The organism is Pseudomonas sp. JV245A (assembly GCF_032424515.1).
Lineage (GTDB): Bacteria > Pseudomonadota > Gammaproteobacteria > Pseudomonadales > Pseudomonadaceae > Aquipseudomonas > Aquipseudomonas protegens.
Window position 1 is genome coordinate 12,195 of sequence record NZ_VYKE01000022.1, and the last position, 17,315, is coordinate 29,509.

Genomic DNA, 17,315 nt, shown 5'->3' on the forward strand with positions numbered 1-17,315 from the left:
CCTTGGGCTTTCAACCTTCGCGCAATACATTCAGCGGGCTGGCGTTCAATGCTCGACGGGTACCGAAAACTCCCGCCCCGCCTACTAGCAGCGCCCCCACCAGAGGCAACAGTAACAGCCATGGATGCGGGTGCCAGGGCAGATCGAAAGCGAACCGGTAGAGCACCAGGCTGACCAGTTCGCACCCCAGTGCCGCCAGCAGGCCGCTGACTGCTCCCAGCAGGCCGAACTCGATCCGCCTGGCTTTCACCAGCAGTTGCCGCTCGGCCCCGAGGGCACGCAGCAGCGCCCCCTGGCGAATGCGTTCGTCCAGGGTGGCCTGGAGCCCGGAAAACAGCACTGCCATCCCTGCCGCCAGGACAAACAGCAACACATACTCCACCGCCAGGGTGACCTGGGCCAGGATGCTGCGCAGTTGTTCCAGCAGGGCTTCGACCTGAAGGATGGTCACTGCCGGGAAGGCCCGGGACAGCTCGACAATCTGCTGATCGTGCCCAGGGCTCAGGTAGAAGCTGGTCAAGTAGGTGGCGGGCAGATCCTTCAAGGTGCCCGGTTGGAAGATCATGAAGAAGTTTGGCTGGAAGTTGTCCCAGTTGATGCTGCGCAGGCTGGTGACCCGGGCCTCCCGGTTGGCGCCGGCGACCGTGAAGGTCAGGTGATCACCCAGCTTAAGCTTCAGGCTCTGCGCCACCTTGGCCTCGACCGAGACGCCGGGCAACCCGTCATCTGGCTGGGCTGACCACCAACTGCCCTCGATAATGCTGTTGCCGCTGGGCAGATCGGCGGCCCAGGTCAGGCTCAGATCGCGTTGTATGGCCCGATCACCGCTGGAATCCTTGCTGACGATCTCCCTTACCGGCTCGCCATTGATGCTCACCAGGCGCCCCGGAACCACGGGGTACAAGGGCGCCGAAGGGGCGGAGAGCTGCACCAGGCGCTCGCTGAAGGCCTGTTTTTCCGCCGGCAGAATGTTCAGTGCGAAGTAGTTGGGGGCATTTTTCGGCAATTGGTTTTGCCAGGTGTCCAGCAGTTCGCCCCGCAGCAGGGCAATCAGCGCCATGGACAACAGAATCAGGCCGAAAGCCAGGGATTGCCCGGCCGCAGCCAGGGGGTGACGCAGCAACTGGCCCAGGCCCAGGCGCCAGGGCAGGGCGGCGCGGGCCAGCAGGCGCCGCAGGCTTTGCAACAGCAGCAGCAACAAGCCACCCAATACCAGTGCCGCCAGCAGGCCACCGCCCAGCAGGGCGAAGGTGAGCACCAGGTCCAGGCTCAAGCGCCACATGATCAGGCCCAGGGCCAACAGAGCGGCGCCGTAGATCATCCAGGTGCTGGAGGGGATTGGCAGCAGGTCGCGCCGCAGTACGCGCAGCGGCGGCACCCGTCCCAGCGCAGCCAGGGGCGGTAAGGCGAATCCGGCCAGGGCCACCAGCCCGGTACCGATGCCGGCGATGGCGGGTAGCAATCCTCCGGGTGGTACGTCGTTGGGCAGCAGGTCATGTAGCAGGTAAAACAGGCCGAGCTGGGCCAGCCATCCCAGCAACGCCCCACTGAGGCTGGCCAGCAGACCCAGAACGCCCAGCTGTACGCTGAACAGCAGCATGGTTTCCCGGCGTGAGAGGCCCAGGCAGCGAAGCAGGGCGCTGGCATCAAAGCGTCGCGCGGCGAAGCGATTGGCTGACAAGGCTACTGCAACCCCTGACAGCAGCACCGCTACCAGGCTGGCCATGTTCAGATAACGTTCGGCCTTGCCCAGGGCTCCACCGATCTGCTGGTTGCCATCGCGGGCATCCTGCAGCCGCTGGTTGGCGGCCAGCGCCGGCTTGATCTGTTGACGATAGGCCTCAAGCGCCGGAGCCGGACCGCGCCACAGTTCCTTGAAGCTGACCCGGCTGCCAGGCTGGACCACGCCGGTGGCTTGCAGATCTTGCAGGTTGATCAGGACCCGGGGCGTCAGGCTGTAGAAGTTGCCGGCCCGGTCAGGCTCGTAGGTCAGTACCCTGGCCAGGCGCAAGGTTTTCATGCCGACGTCGATGCTGTCGCCGATCTTGAGGTCCAGCGCAGTCAGCAAGCGCGGTTCGACCCAGGCGTCTCCGGGCGCGGGACCGCCGCCGGGCTCCTCGACCCCATAGGGGGCTGGGGCACTCTTGAGCTGCCCCCTCAGGGGGTAGGCTTCGTCGACGGCCTTGATGCTGGAGAGCTGGATCGCATTGTCGGTGGCAATGACGCTGGAGAACTCGACTATCCGCGCATGATCCAGCCCCAGTTTCAGGCCGCTGTCGAGCTGTTCCGGGCGTGCTGGGGAACTGCCTTCAAGCAGCAGATCGGCGCCGAGGAACTCGGTGGCGCGCAACAGCATGGCGCCGTTCAAGCGTGCACCGAAGTAGCCGATGGCCGTGCTGGCCGCAACCGCTACCAGCAAGGCGAAGAACAGTACCCGCAACTCTCCGGCACGGGCATCGCGCAACAGTTGGCGGACAGCGAGGCTGAACAGGCGCGGCAGCGGCAGACGTGCCATCAGGGCTCCAGAGGGGCGACCAGCAGGCCCGCTTCAAGACGGATCAGGCGCCGGCAACGATGGGCCAGGCGTTCATCATGGGTCACCAGCACCAGGGTGGTGCCGCTTTCCTTGTTGAGTTCGAACAGCAGGTCGCTGATGCGTTCACCGGTATGGCTGTCGAGGTTGCCGGTGGGTTCATCGGCAAACAGCACATCGGGTTCGGCAGCGAAGGCCCGGGCAATGGCAACCCGCTGTTGTTCGCCACCGGAAAGCTGGCGTGGCGAGTGGCTAAGGCGCTGGCCAAGGCCAACCCGCTGCAGCAGTTCGGTGGCCCGCTCGCGGGCATCGCGACGGCCGTCCAGCTCCAGGGGCAGCATGACGTTTTCCAGGGCATTGAGGCTGTCGAGCAATTGGAAGGACTGAAAGACAAACCCTACATGCTCGGCCCGGATACGGGCCCGCTGATCCTCGTCCAGCTGGCTCAGGGCCTGGCCGGCGAGGGTGACTTCGCCGCTGCTGGGCAGGTCGAGCCCCGCCAGCAAGCCCAGCAGGGTCGATTTGCCGGAGCCGGAGGCGCCGACGATGGCCAGGCTGTCGCCCTGGTTCAGCTCGAGGCTGAGTTCATGCAGGATGGTCAGTTCACCTTCCGCGCTGGGAACCACTTTGCTAAGGTTCCGCGCAGTGAGAATGCTTGCGCCCATGGAGAATCCGATGCGTGTATGGTTTTTGAGTGCCGGCCTGGCCTTGATGTGCATGGCCCAGAACGCAGCGGCGGGTACGGTCCTGATCGTTGGCGATAGTATCAGTGCGGCTTTCGGCCTGGATACCCGTCAGGGCTGGGTAGCCCTGCTGGAAAAGAGGCTCAAGGACCAGGGTTTTAACGACAGGGTAGTCAATGCCTCGGTCAGTGGTGACACCAGTGCCGGGGGCCAGGCGCGGCTGCCGGCGCTGCTTGCAGAGCATAAGCCTGAAGTGGTGATTCTCGAGTTGGGGGGTAACGATGGCTTGCGCGGCCAGCCGCCCCGGCAATTGCAACAAAATCTTGCTTCGATGATCGACAGCTCCCAGGCCCAGGGTGCCAAGGTGCTGCTTTTGGGCATGCAATTGCCGCCCAACTATGGCGTGCGCTATACCCAGGCCTTTTCCCAGGTCTACAGCCAGTTGGCCAGCGAGAAAAAGGTGGCCTTGGTGCCGTTTTTTCTTGACGGGGTCGGGGGGCATCCCGAACTGATGCAGGCAGACGGTCTGCACCCTGCGGCAGCGGCCCAGGGCAAGTTGCTGGAAAATGTCTGGCCGACGCTAAAACCGCTGCTTTGACGCTTTTCTAGTGACAGTGTTTCGGCTAATGTGGCGCCCCCGATTTGGAGCCCCCGATGCCGCGTCCCGCCTGGTCCCTGTTTGCCTATCAACTGATCGAGCCTGATGAGCAGCTTGACCTGTTCGCCTGCCAGGAAGTTCGGGTGCATCTGGTGACGCGTCAACTGGAGTTGGGCGGCTCTGCCGACCGCACCTTGTGCGGCACTTTGTTGCCCGCGCAACCGCGCTGGTCGAGCGTGGATCGGACGATTTTCCAGGACCAGCGACTCTGCCCGTTGTGCCGGGCGATTCTGGAGTCGCAAAAACGTGGCACTCCGCCAATCTGGCCTGAGCTGCGTTTCGAGTTGTAGGCGGTCGCCAGCAGGCCGTTTCGACAGGGAATTCATGTGTCTGCGCTTGTCTCCCGGCCTGGCTCCCGTAGCCGGAGGGCGGGGTGTACAATCGTGTTTCTTTCATTCGTTGTTCATGCGAAGGATTATCCGGATGTTGCCCCGCCTCCCTGTCGTCACCCGCTGCCTGACACTCGCCGCCTTGTGTGTGGCCGGTCCTGTTGCCGCATTGGAATTGCCTCTACCGCCGCCGGGTGAAGACATCGTCGGCCAGGTACAGGTGATCAAGGCCAAGTACGAGGATACCTTCGCCGACCTGGGCACGACCTACGACCTGGGTTACCTGGAAATGGTCGCGGCCAACCCGGGGGTCGATCCCTGGCTGCCGGGGGCGGGCACCGAGGTGATCCTGCCTACGCGTTTCATTCTGCCGCCCGGGCCGCGCGAAGGCATCGTGATCAACCTGGCCGAGTATCGACTGTACTACTACCCCAAGGGTCGGAACGTGGTCTACACCTTCCCGCTGGGTATTGGTCGTGAAGGCTGGGGGTCACCGATCGCGCACACCAGCATTACCGCGAAAACCCCGAATCCGACCTGGACGCCCCCGGCGTCGATCAAGGCCGAGCATGCCGCCGACGGTGACCCCTTGCCGAACGTGGTACCGGCCGGGCCGGACAACCCCTTGGGGCCATTCAAGTTCACCCTTGGCACGCCGGGTTACCTGATTCACGGTTCGAACAAGAAGTTCGGTATCGGCATGCGCACCAGCCACGGTTGTTTCCGCATGCTCAACAACAACGTGCTGGAAATGGCCGGCATGGTGCCGGTGGGAACTTCGGTGCGCATCATCAACGATCCGTACAAGTTCGGTATCAGCGGCGGGAAAGTCTACCTGGAAGCTCATACGCCGTTGGATGACAAAGGCAATCCTTCGGTGGTCGACAAGCACACCGCAGTGATCAATGCCTTGCTCAAGCGTGAGGACCTGGCTAACAACCTGCGCATGAACTGGGATGTGGTGCGGGATGTAGTGGCAGCCGAAGATGGCTTGCCGGTGGAGATCGCCGTGCCGACGACAGCGCCTGTGACAACAATGTCCAACGCGACCTACGATTTGCAGCAGTAAGCGCTTAAGTGCAACCCGCCGATACCTGCTGGTAGCGGCGGGTTTTTTATTGCCGGTGAAGAACTCCGGGCAATAAAAAAGCCGATCCAAAAAATGGATCGGCTCGATAACAATCCCGAGGGACTATTACTTGCGGCTAGCTTTTTCCAGCATACGCAGAGCGCGCTCGTTAGCTTCGTCAGCAGTCTGTTGTGCTTTTTGAGCAGCAGCCAGAGCTTCATCAGCTTTACGATAGGCTTCGTCTGCACGAGCCTGAGCACGAGCTGCTGCGTCTTCGGTAGCAGTCAGACGAGCTTCGGTTTCTTTGGATACGCTGCTGCAACCGGTAGCCAGAACTGCGGCCAGAGCCAGAGCAGAGAATTTCAGAACGTTGTTCATCGTGTTCCCCTTCAAGGACTTTCTATTAGTAGCTATCACCTCAGAGTGAGGAAATAGCCGGCGTACATACTACCCATTACTTGTAGTAAGTAAACTGACGTAGCGCAAGAAGCAAAAAAAATTCTAGGCGCTGTTTCTTTTTCGAGCAACTTTTTAGCGGGTTGTATAAAAAATATTCAGCGGCGAAGCTCCGGGGCCGAATGCTGCTTGTTTGCCAGCATCGTTATCGGAGTTTCCGGGCGCTGTTTCAGAGCCTAGGCTAAAGTCGGTCTATATTGTGTCGACTGCACTTTTCTTCAGAATTTGTTCAGCCCTGAACCTATGTTTAAGCATCTTGTGGGTGACTTTAAGAGGCGTCGCTCGTCTTATGTTTCAGCATCCGGCGATGTACCGTCTCAAGACGTTTAGGTATCGATCCCGACTAAGGTTCGTACTCAGCCTCAACAAGGTTTTGCGCCGATCTGTGACGAGTGTGGCTTGAGCATTTGTGCCAATGGCGCCTATATTTTGTAACGTGCTGATGGCGCAAGAGCGAGAGCTTCTACGGGCGGCCGACAGGCACGAGGTGGCGTAAGTTGTTCCTTCGCCGGAAAAACATCGGTAAGGTAGGGGTCAGCATTCCAGACCCGCAAGGAGTAGTGATGAGCGAGGCGTTGTCCATCCACCATGACCAGGCTGGTCATCAGTTCGAGACCAATGTGGACGGTCATCGTGCCTACCTGACCTATATGGACCTGGGTAAGCAGACCCTGGATATCTATCGCACTTTCGTGCCCAACGCACTGCGTGGGCGCGGTATTGCCGCGGCGTTGACCGAGCAGGCGCTGGAGTACGCCGAACGCATGGGCTACACAGTGATTCCGTCCTGCTCGTACGTAGAGCGCTATATGGAGCGTCATCAGCGTCACGCAGCAAAGCTCTGACCGGGGCGACCATGAAAAACGCCGGGCTTGGCCCGGCGTTTTTGTGTCTGCAGGAAAGGATCAGCTGCGATCGCGTTTCGGCAAGACGTCCTTGAGCTTGGCGTGCATGCCGCGCAGGGTCTTCTCGGTACTTTCCCAGTCGATGCAGGCATCGGTGATCGATACGCCGTACTGCAGTTCCGACAGGTTCTTCGGAATCGCCTGGCAACCCCAGTTCAAGTGACTTTCCACCATCAGGCCGATGATCGACTGGTTGCCCTCGAGGATCTGGTTAGCCACGTTTTCCATGACCAGCGGCTGCAGTGCCGGGTCCTTGTTGGAGTTGGCGTGGCTGCAGTCGATCATGATGTTCGGCTTGATCTTGGCCTTGCTCAGGGCCTGCTCGCAGACGGCGACGCTGACCGAGTCATAGTTGGGCTTGCCGTTGCCGCCGCGCAGTACCACGTGGCCGTAGGCGTTGCCTTTGGTGGTGACGATCGACACGCCGCCCTGGGGGTTGATCCCCAGGAAACGGTGAGGGCTGGAAACCGACTGCAAGGCGTTGATTGCCACAGTCAGGCCACCGTCGGTGCCGTTCTTGAAGCCCACGGCCGAGGACAGGCCCGAAGCCATTTCGCGGTGAGTCTGGGATTCGGTGGTACGTGCGCCAATGGCCGACCAGCTGATCAGGTCCTGCAAGTATTGCGGGGAGATCGGGTCCAGGGCTTCAGTGGCAGTAGGCAGGCCCATTTCAGCCAGGTCCAGCAGCAATTGGCGACCAATGTGCAGGCCGTCCTGGATCTTGAACGAGTCGTCCAGGTAAGGGTCGTTGATCAGGCCTTTCCAGCCGACGGTGGTCCGCGGTTTCTCGAAATAAACGCGCATCACCAGGTACAGGGTGTCGGAGACTTCAGCCGCCAGTGCCTTGAGCCGCTCGGCGTATTCGTGGGCTGCCTTGATGTCGTGGATCGAGCAGGGCCCAATGACGATGAACAGGCGGTGATCAGTGCCGTCGAGGATATTGCGGATCACTTCGCGACCCTTGGTCACGGTGCGCAAGGCGGTGTCGCTCAGCGGGATGTCTCGTTTGAGTTGATCAGGGGTGATCAGGGTCTCGTTGGAGGCGACGTTAAGGTCGTTGATCGGTAAATCAGCCATCGTGTTACTCGTCAGGTCACGGGTGCCGGCCGCCAGCGATCCCCGCGCGGCGGAGCACAGCGGATTTGAGCGCGTCGGGGAGCGGAACCTTAGCGCGTTAGCCGGTGACTCTACAATGGGCAGGTGGCGGTTTTATTGGGCTATGGCTGCACAAAAGCCTGGTGCACACGGTCTTCGGAATAGTCTTCTGCATGCTGCTCGACCCAATCCAGCGCCAGCGCCTCAATGCATTGCTGTTCGCTCTGAGGTTCATGCAGGCGACAGTAGCGGGCGATCTGGCACACCTGCTCACCCATGCGCGCGCCGAACAGCGTTTGTTCGTCGACGAAAGCGATGCCCACCAGGTAGCCACGCTTGCGTTTCAGGCACCAGGCGACATAGCCGTTGTAACGGGCGTTATCCCCCAGCGTTGGCATGTACACCTCCAGCGCGGTACCGCGGCGCCAGGCACGGTGGTAATTGCACGCCATGCCACCGAGGCTGATAGTGTGCAACCGCTGGCGTGAAATACAGGCGTGCTTGCGCAAGGTCAGTTCAACCGGAACATCATCAGGATGAGGCAGAAAACGTCCCATGACCGCAGACTCCGAGTGTCGTCCATTTGACATTGTTTCCCCCAGTATAGTGCTCGAATTGGAACTGACCGATTTCGATATCGACCAGCAATTACTGGGCCTGGGCGGCGTTTCCCTGGTTGTTTTCACCAGTGTCGGCTGTTCCAGTTGCCGTTGGGCCCGGGCGCGGTTGCCGGAGTTGGAGCTACCCATCGACCGTCTTTGCTGGGTCGATGCGGGCGATAATGGCGGTGCGGTTCAGCGCTATCAGGTGTTCCACTTGCCGGCTTTGTTCGTGGTCCGCGACGGTGAGTTTCATGGAGCGCTACAGTCGCGCCTGACGCAGCAGGATCTCAGCGAGAGCCTGCGTCAGGCGCTTAATCGAATACCAGAGGAGTTGCCTTGATGGGTGCAGGCCGTAAACCGCGTGTAGGCATTATCGGGACCGGAGCGATCGGAGGTTTTTACGGGGTGATGCTGGCACGTGCCGGTTTCGACGTGCACTTTTTATTGCGCAGCGAATATCCGGCAGTGCTCGAGCATGGGCTGCAAGTCAACAGCAGCCAGCACGGCAAGCTGACGTTGAAGCCGGCGCAGGCCTACGCCAATGCCGAACAGATGCCGCCTTGCGACTGGCTGCTGGTGGGCGCCAAGACCACCAGCAACCTTGATCTGGCGCCGGCGATCATTCAGGCCGCGGCCACCGATGCCAAGGTTCTGGTGCTGCAGAATGGGCTGGATGTCGAAGACGACCTGCGCGCGGTGCTTCCCGATTCGCTGCATCTTCTGGGCGGCTTGTGCTTTATCTGTGTGCACCGCGCCGGGCCCGGGCAGATCGAGCACCAGGCGCTTGGCGCGGTAAACCTGGGTTACCACAGTGGCCCGGCCAGTGCCGATGCGACCCTGAGCCAGGCGATTGTCGAGGAGGGCGCCGCGCTGTTTCGCGAGGCGGGGCTCGATTCCCAGGCCATGGGCAACCTGCAGCAGGCGCGCTGGCAGAAGCTGGTGTGGAATGTCCCGTATAACGGCCTGTCGGTTCTGCTCCGAGCCAGTACTACGCCACTGATGGCCGACCCCGCCAGCCGCGAGCTGATCCAGGACCTGATGCAGGAAGTGCTGCAGGGGGCGGCGGCTTGCGGGCATCTCATCCCCGCGGCCTATGCGCAGCAACTGTTCAAGTCCACCGAGCACATGCCGGATTACTGGCCCAGCATGTACCATGATTTCCTGCACCAGCGTCCTCTGGAGCTGGCAGCTATCTATGCTGCACCCTTGGCGGCAGCGCGGGCCGCAGGTTGTGAGCTGCCGAAGATCCAGGCGTTGTACCAGGCCTTGAGTTTCATCGACCGGCACCACGCCTGAGTTGGGCTTATTACCTTTAAGGGGATGAAATATGGCAAAGGGCCTGGATGGCAAGCTGGTGGTGGCGATCTCGTCGCGGGCGCTGTTCGACCTGGGCGACAGCCACAAGGTCTATCTGGCCCAGGGGGTCGAGGCCTATCGGCAGTACCAGATCGAACATGAAGAGGAAGTCCTCGAGCCCGGTGATGCCTTCCCTCTGGTCAAGAAACTCCTCAGCCTCAATGCCAGCCTGGGCCGAGCCCGGGTCGAAGTGGTGCTGGTCTCGCGCAACAGTGCCGACACCGGGTTGCGTGTGTTCAACTCGATCGAGCACTACGGCCTGGGCATTTCCCGAGCAGCCTTCGTCGGCGGGCGCAGCCCTTATCCCTATCTGGCGGCCTTTGGCAGCGACCTGTTTCTCTCCACCCATGCCGATGATGTGCGCAGTGCACTAGAGGCCGGCTTTGCTGCGGCAACCATTCTGTCCGGCGGCACCCGGCGCGCTGAAAATGGCGAACTGCGCATCGCGTTCGACGGTGATGCGGTGCTGTTTTCCGATGACTCGGAGCGTATCTACCAGTCCGGCGGCCTGGAGGCATTCCAGGCCAGTGAGCGGCAGTCGGCACGAGAACCGTTGCCGGGCGGGCCGTTCAAGGGGTTCCTGGCGGCACTCAACCTGCTGCAGGGAGAGTTTTCCGATGAGGCCAGTCCGATCCGTACCGCCTTGGTGACAGCCCGTTCCGCGCCGGCCCATGAGCGGGTAATCCGCACTTTGCGCGAGTGGAACATCCGCCTGGACGAATCGCTGTTCCTTGGCGGGCTGGAAAAAGCCGCCTTCCTCGAAGCCTTTGCAGCCGACGTGTTCTTCGACGACCAGGCCGGTCACTGCGAGCTGGCTCGCGAAGTGGTCGCCACCGGTCACGTGCCGCACGGCGTGAGCAACGAAACCAAGGCTTGAGTCCTAAAATCCGTGGTTTTTCCTCGGACCTCCCACAGTTCCAGGCACTGCTAAGCTGAATCAATCTCCGCCATCTTGGCAGTTGAGGAGGTCATATGATTCGTTCGATGCTGTATGCCACTGACCTCGGTCTGTATGCGCCCTTTGTGATGCAACATGCCCTGGAGCTGGCTCGAACGTTCAATGCCGACTTACATGTAGTGCACGCCGTGGAGCCCATGGGCCTGTTCGCCGAATCAGTGTTGCAGAGCTACCTGGATGAGCAGTCGTTGAATGAGTTTCACCGCCAGGGCCTGAATACAGTGATGGCCAATATAGAGCAACGGGTGCTGGACAGTTTTCGCGAGGAGCTGGGGGAGGGGATGCAGGACCTGACCTTGATCCAGTCGGTGCGGGTGCTTCAGGGGGACCCGTCCCAGGTGATTCTGGAGCAGGCGGGGAAACTCTCTGTGGATTTGCTGATCGTAGGAAGTCACAGCCATGGGGTGGGGGCGCAAACGCCTTTGGGGCGTACCGCAACGCGAGTTCTGCAACTGGCCAAAGTCCCGGTTTACCTGGTGCCTCTGGTGCAGCGTCGACGTCAGGGCGATACCTGAGGATGGAATGGAAAATTCTGAATAAAAGTTCTAGATTTATTCTCCTGACCATTAATATAGTTATATACCGTCGCTGATACCCGTGGCGTCTACCTGCTTTGAGGGATTGATATGAAGCTTCAACAATTGCGCTACATCTGGGAAGTGGCGCACCACGACCTCAACGTCTCCGCTACCGCGCAAAGCCTTTACACATCGCAACCGGGTATCAGCAAGCAGATCCGTCTGCTCGAGGACGAACTCGGGGTCGAGGTCTTTGCCCGCAGTGGCAAGCATCTGACCCGCGTGACCCCGGCCGGCGAGCGCATCATCACCACCGCCGGCGAGATCCTGCGCAAGGTCGAAAGCATCAAGCAGATCGCCCAGGAGTTCTCCAACGAGAAGAAGGGCACCCTGTCCATCGCCACTACTCACACCCAGGCGCGTTACGCCTTGCCGCCGGTGATCAGCAGCTTTATCAAGCAGTACCCGGATGTGGCCTTGCACATGCATCAGGGTTCGCCGATGCAGATTGCCGAAATGGCCGCTGACGGCACTGTGGATTTCGCCATCGCTACCGAAGCCCTGGAGTTGTTCGGTGACCTGGTGATGATGCCGTGCTATCGCTGGAACCGCTGCGTGGTAGTGCCTCAGGGCCACCCGCTGACCAAGCTGCCGAAGTTGACCTTGGAAACCCTGGCCGAGTACCCGATCGTCACTTACGTGTTCGGTTTTACCGGTCGCTCCAAGTTGGACGAAGCCTTCAGCCATCGCGGCCTGACGCCCAAGGTGGTATTCACCGCTGCCGACGCCGACGTGATCAAGACCTATGTGCGCCTGGGCCTGGGCGTGGGCATCGTGGCGAAGATGGCGGTCGACACCAAGCTCGACAGCGACCTGGTGGTGCTGGATGCCAGTGAACTGTTCGAATCGAGCATCACCAAGATCGGTTTCCGCCGCGGCACTTTCCTGCGTGGCTTCATGTGCGATTTCATCGAGAAGTTCGCCCCGCACCTGACCCGCGAAGTCATGGCCAAGGCCATTGCCTGCCATAACAAGCAGGAACTGGAAGAGCTGTTCGACGGCGTCGAATTGCCGGTCCACTGATCCCCAGCCTGCCTAGCGGACCTCGGTGACAGTGAACTGTTGCCGGGCGCCCGCCACCACGATCTCCACCTCATCGTCCTCGAACTTTCCCAGCAGGCTGTTGCCCAGGGGCGAGCGGGGGGTGATGACGGTCACCAGTTGCCCCACCACGTAGACCTTCAGGCCCGCGCCATCCGGGCCGAGAAACAGCCACTGTTCGTGGCCGTTCTCATCTTCCAGCCCCAACAGCGCACCGATCTGAATCCCCTTCTGCGGGTCATGAGGGCGCAGGCTCAGGTTCTGCCAGAGGCCCAGGGCCTGGCGGATTTCCTCGACCCGTCGAGCCTGGCCGGCGGCCAGGTAGGAAGCTTCCAGCCCCAGGGTGTCGTACTTGTTCTCGGCGATATTTTCTTCGTGGGTGGCGGTTTCGTAAGCGGTTTGTGCCGCTCGCACCGCGACCTCCAGGTCGTCCCGGAGCTGTTGCAGAATCAGTTGGCAGACGGACTGTTTATTCATGGTCAATTACAGAATTGCAGGACGTTGGCCCGGCTTTTTTCGCTCGGCGCGGTCTGGTCCTGCTGCAACCAGAACTGGCATTTGGGGTTGGACAGGTTGCGCAGGTTGCTGCGGGCGTTGTCCAGGGATTGCAGTTCCTCGTTCTTGCGCAGGTTTTCCTGGTACTGCTCGAACATTCGGTTTTGTGGCTCAGGTGGCGCGGCCACCGGTGGTTTTGCCAACTGCTGCACCGCTTGTGCGACCGGAGCCAATTGCTGGCTGAAAAGGTAGTGCGAGGCCAGCCAGCAGGTCAGGGCGATCGCCAGGAAACCCAGCCACAGGCCCAGGGCAATGCTGGCGGTGAGCGCCAGGAAGTTGAAACTGATGCGCAAGGAGCGACGTGCGGTGGGACGATGGGACATGGCTGCCTCCTGGCGGGCGGTGTTGGGCAAGGGCCGATTGTCGCACGAAGATAATCGCGGTTGGCTCTTCTGCGCAGGAGCATTTATGCGGACAATCGGCGCCTTTGCCAATCGGGGAGTGGAATGAAAGCCTCCTGGGATATTTTCTGCAGCGTGGTCGACAACTACGGCGACATCGGCGTGACCTGGCGCCTGGCCCGGCAACTGGTGGCCGAGCATCAATGTGTGGTGCGCCTGTGGGTCGATGATTTGCGCGCTTTCGAAAAGATCTGCCCGCAGATCGATAGCCAAAAGGCCAGCCAGATTCAGGATGGCGTCCAGGTGCGGCACTGGCCCGCCCAGTGGCCGGACGAGGCGGCGGCCGATGTGGTGATCGCGGCTTTCGCCTGCCAGTTGCCCCACGCCTACATGGACGCCATGGCCGACCGTGCGCGTGCGCCACTGTGGCTGAACCTGGACTACCTGAGCGCCGAGGACTGGGTCGGCGGGTGCCATGGCCTGCCTTCCGTGAAGTTTCGCGGGGTGCAGAAGTACTTCTTCTTTCCCGGATTCCAGGCCGATACCGGCGGCTTGCTGCGCGAGGCCGGGCTGCTCGAGCAGCGCCGGGATTTCCAGGGCAGGCCCCAGGCCCGGCTGGATTTCCTGAAATCCCTGGGCGTATCGCCTGTTGCCGGCAGTCGCTTGATCTCGCTGTTCGCCTACGAAAATGCCGGGGTTGCCAGTTGGTTGCAGGCCCTGGCCGACGACGGGCAGCCGACTCATCTGCTGGTGCCCGAGGGCCGCGTGCTGGCCGATGTGCAGCGCTGGCTGGGAGAGGAACCGCTGGCGCCGGGCTGTCCCCAGGTACGCCAGTCGCTGACCGTTCAGGTGTTGCCCTTCGTGCGCCAGGAGGATTACGACCGGCTGCTCTGGTGCTGCGACTTCAACGCGGTGCGCGGGGAGGACTCCTTCGTTCGGGCGCAATGGGCCGGGCGTCCGATGCTCTGGCACATCTATCGCCAGGATGAAGACATCCACCTGGACAAGCTCGAAGCTTTTCTCGGCCTCTATACCCGCACCCTTTCCCTGGGGGCCAAGGCTGCAGTGCTGGCCCTGTGGCAGGCCTGGAACAGCGAAGCATCGATGGCCGAACCCTGGAAAAACCTGCTGCAATACTGGCCGGAAGTCGCCGCGCACGCCGAGCAATGGTGTCTGGAACAAGGCTCCCAGCCCGATCTTGCTGCGGCGCTGGTGCAGTTTTACCTAAATTGGATATGATACGCGGCCTAGATTTTTGTAAATCCCATCCAAATTCGGATATTCGCAATGAAAACTGGTAAAGAACTCAAACCCGGTACCGTGATCCGTATCGACAACGATCCTTGGCTGGTTCAGAAAGCTGAATTCACCAAGTCCGGTCGTAACAGCGCGATCATGAAGACCAAGCTGAAGAACCTGCTGACCGGTTACAAGACCGAAACCGTTTACGGTGCGGACGACAAACTGGACGACGTGATCCTGGATCGCAAAGAAGCGACCCTGTCGTTCATCAGCGGCGACACCTACACGTTCATGGACACCACTGACTACACCATGTACGAGCTGAACGCCGAAGACATCGAAGCGGTTCTGCCGTTCATCGAAGAAGGCATGACCGACGTTTGCGAAGCTGTGTTCTTCGAAGACCGTCTGGTTTCCGTTGACCTGCCGACCACCATCGTGCGCCAGGTTGACTACACCGAAGGTTCCGCGCGCGGCGACACTTCGGGCAAGGTGATGAAGCCTGCCAAACTGAAAAACGGTACCGAGCTGAGCGTTGCGGACTTCATCGAAATCGGCGACATGATCGAGATCGATACCCGCGAAGGCGGTTCCTACAAAGGCCGCGCCAAGGTTTAAACCTGGCTCGCCCCTGTAGACGAAAAAGCCCGACCTTGAGTCGGGCTTTTTTATGCCTGGAATTTGCCGTTTCAGACCGTAACGTGCAGGCGCACATCCACATTGCCACGGGTGGCATTGGAGTAGGGGCAGACCTGATGCGCGGCATCCACCAGGCTTTGCGCTTCGTCCTGGGCCAGGCCGGGCAGGCTCACATGCAGGTCGATATCCAGGCCGAAGCCGCCGGAGATCTGGCCGATGCCGACATGGGCAGTGATCGAAGCGTCGTCCGGGATCTTGCGCTTGCTCTGGCTGGCGACGAACTTCAGGGCACCGATAAAGCAGGCCGAGTAACCGGCTGCGAACAGCTGTTCAGGGTTGGTCGCCTGGCCACCGGCACCACCGAGTTCCTTGGGGGTGGCCAGTTTGACGTCGAGGATCTGGTCATTGGAAACAGCGCGGCCATCACGGCCACCGGTGGCGGTTGCAACGGCGGTGTAGAGAGTTTGCATGGTGGAAGCCTCGTGGTAGGTGATTTTCGCGCTAATTATTTGCGCGCTAAGTAAGTGCGAAATAAATGTATCTCGCTAATATTTAGTGCGCAAGATAAATTTTGCTGAAAACCCCTCCATTAGCCTTGAGTCATGGGCAACTCATTGATTCTGAAAAAGATATTTTTTCGGTTGAGAAGCTAGCCTCAGCCATAGGGGGCTGGCTTGCCAGCAAAGCGTCAAAGACTGCCCTGCAGATGCCCGCGCAACACCTGCAAATCTTCCTGCAACTGACGCAATTGCTCCACGCTCCGGCCGCTGGCCCCGAGGATGCACTGGGGAATGTCCCGGGCTTGCTCGCGCAGCACCCGGCCCTGTTCCGTCAGTTGGACAATCACCACCCGTTCATCTTCCCGACTGCGGGTGCGGCTGAGCAGACCTTCGGCCTCCAGGCGCTTGAGCAGCGGGGTCAGGGAGCCGGGGTCGGTCAGCAGGCGCTGGCTGATCTCGCCGACCGTCAGCCCGTCCCGTTCCCAGAGCACCAGCATAGCCAGGTACTGCGGGTAGGTCAGCCCCAGCTTCTGCAGCAGAGGCTTGTAGACCTTGGTCAGCATCAGCGAGGTGGAGTGCAGGGCAAAGCACACCTGGTTGTCCAGCAGCAGTTGATCGCAGGAGTCCAGGGGGGAGCGTTCGGTGGTCATGTTGGCGGCCTTGATCATTAATGGTCATGAATCTAGCGGGCGAGTCTTTAATGCGCCAGATAATTTTCCTCAGGTTTCAGCCCATTGCGCTTTGCAATGCCAGGTCCCAGGGCGGAACCGGGCTGAAGCGGCTTTTCAGGTACTCCAGCAGCAGGCGGCTACGGGCATTGGGGTGCTGTTCCATGCGCAAGGCGTAGATGCCGGCGGTTTCCGGCTTGGGCAGGCCGCCTTCGCAGAACAGCGGCACCAGTTCGCCGCGCAGCAGGTATTCACTCACCAGCCAGGTGGGCAGGTGGGCAATGCCCAGCCCGGCCAGGGCCCCGGAAAGCAGGGCTTCAGCGTTGTTGGCACCAAGGCGTATACGCTGCGGACGATGGCTCTGCACCTGGCCGTCAAGCTCGAAGCGCCAGGCGAACAGCGGCGCCAGGCCATCCCAGTCGAGGCCGTCGTGCTGGCTGAGTTCGGCGGGGTGGCTGGGGGTGCCGCGGCTTTTCAGGTAGGAGGGGCTGGCACAGGCGATACGCACGATGCTGGCCAGGGAGGTGGCGACCATCCGCGTGTCCACGCGCTGGCCGGCGCGCAGCACCAGGTCGACCTTGCCCAGGTGGGAGCCCTGCATGTCGACAAAGCTGTCGATCAGGTGCAACTGCACATCCAGCCCGGGGTAGAGCACCAGGAAATCGGCAATGGCCGGCGCCAAGTGGCGGCGCCCGAAGGCAGCGGGGGCGTCGATGCGGATCAGGCCCTCCGGGGCATGGCTCAGGGAAACTGCCTCGGCCCGAGCCAGTTGCAGCTCGGCAACGATACGCCGGGCCCGTTCGGCAAAGGCCTGGCCGGCGGCGGTGGCGACCACGGCGTGGGTGGTACGCATGAACAGAGTGGTGCCCACGGCGTTTTCCAGGCTGTCGATGCGCCGGGCCACGGCGGAGGGCGTCAGCGGATGGCGGCGTGCCGCTGCGGAAAAGCTGCCCGCCTCCAGCACATCAAGAAACAGACCCAGTTGTTCGGTCAGTGTATTGGGATTCATGATCAGCTCGCTTATGCGAAAACGGCAAAGCCATTGTGCGTTGCTATGCGTTTCCGTGCCAGGGCCGACTGCGTAGCATGCAGCTCTCAGGTGAGGAG

General features: G+C 61.0%; 21 protein-coding genes. 11 read left to right on the forward strand and 10 right to left on the reverse strand.

Going from position 1 to position 17,315, the window contains the following annotated elements:
- Positions 1–10: 10 nt before the first annotated feature.
- Complete coding sequence (locus tag F6S12_RS09295) at positions 11–2,515, reverse strand: ABC transporter permease (RefSeq protein ID WP_053159707.1); 2,505 nt, start codon at positions 2,513–2,515, stop codon at positions 11–13.
- The gene (locus tag F6S12_RS09300) at positions 2,515–3,198 is read right to left on the reverse strand and encodes an ABC transporter ATP-binding protein (protein ID WP_011062551.1); all 684 of its coding nucleotides are present in this window, start codon (positions 3,196–3,198) and stop codon (positions 2,515–2,517) included. The genes F6S12_RS09295 and F6S12_RS09300 overlap by 1 nt, the downstream gene beginning before the upstream one ends.
- Positions 3,199–3,208: 10 nt before the next feature.
- Between F6S12_RS09300 and F6S12_RS09305 the strand changes: the two genes are divergently transcribed.
- From F6S12_RS09305 to F6S12_RS09315, 3 genes are all read left to right on the forward strand, one after another.
- Complete coding sequence (locus F6S12_RS09305; RefSeq protein WP_019092884.1) at positions 3,209–3,814, forward strand: arylesterase; 606 nt, start codon at positions 3,209–3,211, stop codon at positions 3,812–3,814.
- A gap of 56 nt (positions 3,815–3,870) precedes the next feature.
- A complete protein-coding gene (locus tag F6S12_RS09310) occupies positions 3,871–4,164 on the forward strand; it encodes a hypothetical protein (RefSeq protein ID WP_007931378.1) in 294 nt (97 codons plus the stop codon).
- 133 nt (positions 4,165–4,297) lie between these two features.
- Entirely contained in the window at positions 4,298–5,272 is a 975-nt protein-coding gene (locus tag F6S12_RS09315) for a L,D-transpeptidase family protein (RefSeq protein ID WP_015636545.1), read from the forward strand.
- 126 nt (positions 5,273–5,398) lie between these two features.
- Here the strand turns inward: F6S12_RS09315 and oprI are convergent, their stop codons facing one another.
- Positions 5,399–5,650 (reverse strand): outer membrane lipoprotei OprI, encoded by a 252-nt coding sequence (gene oprI, locus F6S12_RS09320; protein ID WP_003448337.1) that lies wholly within the window; start codon positions 5,648–5,650, stop codon positions 5,399–5,401.
- A 641-nt stretch (positions 5,651–6,291) separates the two neighbouring features.
- On the opposite strand from oprI, the gene F6S12_RS09325 reads away from it, so the two are divergent.
- Positions 6,292–6,573, forward strand: a complete 282-nt coding sequence (locus F6S12_RS09325) for a GNAT family N-acetyltransferase (protein WP_011062548.1) — start codon at positions 6,292–6,294, stop codon at positions 6,571–6,573.
- Between the two features lie 60 nt (positions 6,574–6,633).
- Here F6S12_RS09325 and F6S12_RS09330 read toward each other — a convergent pair whose 3' ends face one another.
- Both F6S12_RS09330 and F6S12_RS09335 read right to left on the reverse strand, forming a co-directional pair.
- A complete protein-coding gene (locus F6S12_RS09330) occupies positions 6,634–7,710 on the reverse strand; it encodes a 3-deoxy-7-phosphoheptulonate synthase (RefSeq protein ID WP_011062547.1) in 1,077 nt (358 codons plus the stop codon).
- Positions 7,711–7,850: 140 nt separating this feature from the next.
- On the reverse strand, positions 7,851–8,285 hold the full coding sequence (locus tag F6S12_RS09335) for a PilZ domain-containing protein (RefSeq protein ID WP_011062546.1): 435 nt from the start codon (positions 8,283–8,285) through the stop codon (positions 7,851–7,853).
- On the opposite strand from F6S12_RS09335, the gene F6S12_RS09340 reads away from it, so the two are divergent.
- The 5 genes from F6S12_RS09340 (at position 8,284) to cysB (ending at position 12,245) form a co-directional block, all read left to right on the forward strand.
- The gene (locus tag F6S12_RS09340) at positions 8,284–8,670 is read left to right on the forward strand and encodes a thioredoxin family protein (RefSeq protein ID WP_011062545.1); all 387 of its coding nucleotides are present in this window, start codon (positions 8,284–8,286) and stop codon (positions 8,668–8,670) included. The two genes, F6S12_RS09335 and F6S12_RS09340, sit on opposite strands and share 2 nt — an antisense overlap.
- Complete coding sequence (locus F6S12_RS09345) at positions 8,670–9,626, forward strand: putative 2-dehydropantoate 2-reductase (protein ID WP_152686352.1); 957 nt, start codon at positions 8,670–8,672, stop codon at positions 9,624–9,626. Before F6S12_RS09340 ends, F6S12_RS09345 begins: the two co-directional genes overlap by 1 nt.
- Positions 9,627–9,657: 31 nt before the next feature.
- A complete protein-coding gene (locus F6S12_RS09350) occupies positions 9,658–10,563 on the forward strand; it encodes a 5'-nucleotidase (protein ID WP_015636544.1) in 906 nt (301 codons plus the stop codon).
- Between the two features lie 95 nt (positions 10,564–10,658).
- On the forward strand, positions 10,659–11,159 hold the full coding sequence (locus F6S12_RS09355; protein WP_011062542.1) for a universal stress protein: 501 nt from the start codon (positions 10,659–10,661) through the stop codon (positions 11,157–11,159).
- 111 nt (positions 11,160–11,270) lie between these two features.
- Complete coding sequence (gene cysB, locus F6S12_RS09360) at positions 11,271–12,245, forward strand: HTH-type transcriptional regulator CysB (RefSeq protein WP_011062541.1); 975 nt, start codon at positions 11,271–11,273, stop codon at positions 12,243–12,245.
- A 12-nt stretch (positions 12,246–12,257) separates the two neighbouring features.
- Here cysB and F6S12_RS09365 read toward each other — a convergent pair whose 3' ends face one another.
- Together F6S12_RS09365 and F6S12_RS09370 are read right to left on the reverse strand one after the other, a co-directional pair.
- Positions 12,258–12,740 (reverse strand): GreA/GreB family elongation factor, encoded by a 483-nt coding sequence (locus F6S12_RS09365; RefSeq protein WP_015636543.1) that lies wholly within the window; start codon positions 12,738–12,740, stop codon positions 12,258–12,260.
- A 2-nt stretch (positions 12,741–12,742) separates the two neighbouring features.
- Complete coding sequence (locus tag F6S12_RS09370; protein ID WP_011062539.1) at positions 12,743–13,141, reverse strand: hypothetical protein; 399 nt, start codon at positions 13,139–13,141, stop codon at positions 12,743–12,745.
- 123 nt (positions 13,142–13,264) lie between these two features.
- Between F6S12_RS09370 and earP the strand changes: the two genes are divergently transcribed.
- Both earP and F6S12_RS09380 read left to right on the forward strand, forming a co-directional pair.
- Positions 13,265–14,398, forward strand: coding sequence for an elongation factor P maturation arginine rhamnosyltransferase EarP (earP, locus tag F6S12_RS09375; protein ID WP_315868856.1), 1,134 nt, complete (start codon positions 13,265–13,267; stop codon positions 14,396–14,398).
- A 48-nt stretch (positions 14,399–14,446) separates the two neighbouring features.
- The gene (locus F6S12_RS09380) at positions 14,447–15,019 is read left to right on the forward strand and encodes an elongation factor P (protein WP_007931398.1); all 573 of its coding nucleotides are present in this window, start codon (positions 14,447–14,449) and stop codon (positions 15,017–15,019) included.
- A 71-nt stretch (positions 15,020–15,090) separates the two neighbouring features.
- Here F6S12_RS09380 and F6S12_RS09385 read toward each other — a convergent pair whose 3' ends face one another.
- The 3 genes from F6S12_RS09385 to F6S12_RS09395 all read right to left on the reverse strand — a co-directional run bounded on the left by F6S12_RS09385 (position 15,091) and on the right by F6S12_RS09395 (position 17,217).
- Positions 15,091–15,510, reverse strand: coding sequence for an organic hydroperoxide resistance protein (locus F6S12_RS09385; RefSeq protein ID WP_015636541.1), 420 nt, complete (start codon positions 15,508–15,510; stop codon positions 15,091–15,093).
- 218 nt (positions 15,511–15,728) lie between these two features.
- Positions 15,729–16,190: a MarR family winged helix-turn-helix transcriptional regulator gene (locus F6S12_RS09390; protein ID WP_053153230.1), complete on the reverse strand. Its 462-nt coding sequence runs from the start codon at positions 16,188–16,190 to the stop codon at positions 15,729–15,731.
- Positions 16,191–16,266: 76 nt separating this feature from the next.
- A complete protein-coding gene (locus tag F6S12_RS09395) occupies positions 16,267–17,217 on the reverse strand; it encodes a LysR family transcriptional regulator (RefSeq protein WP_011062535.1) in 951 nt (316 codons plus the stop codon).
- Positions 17,218–17,315 lie beyond the last annotated feature (98 nt).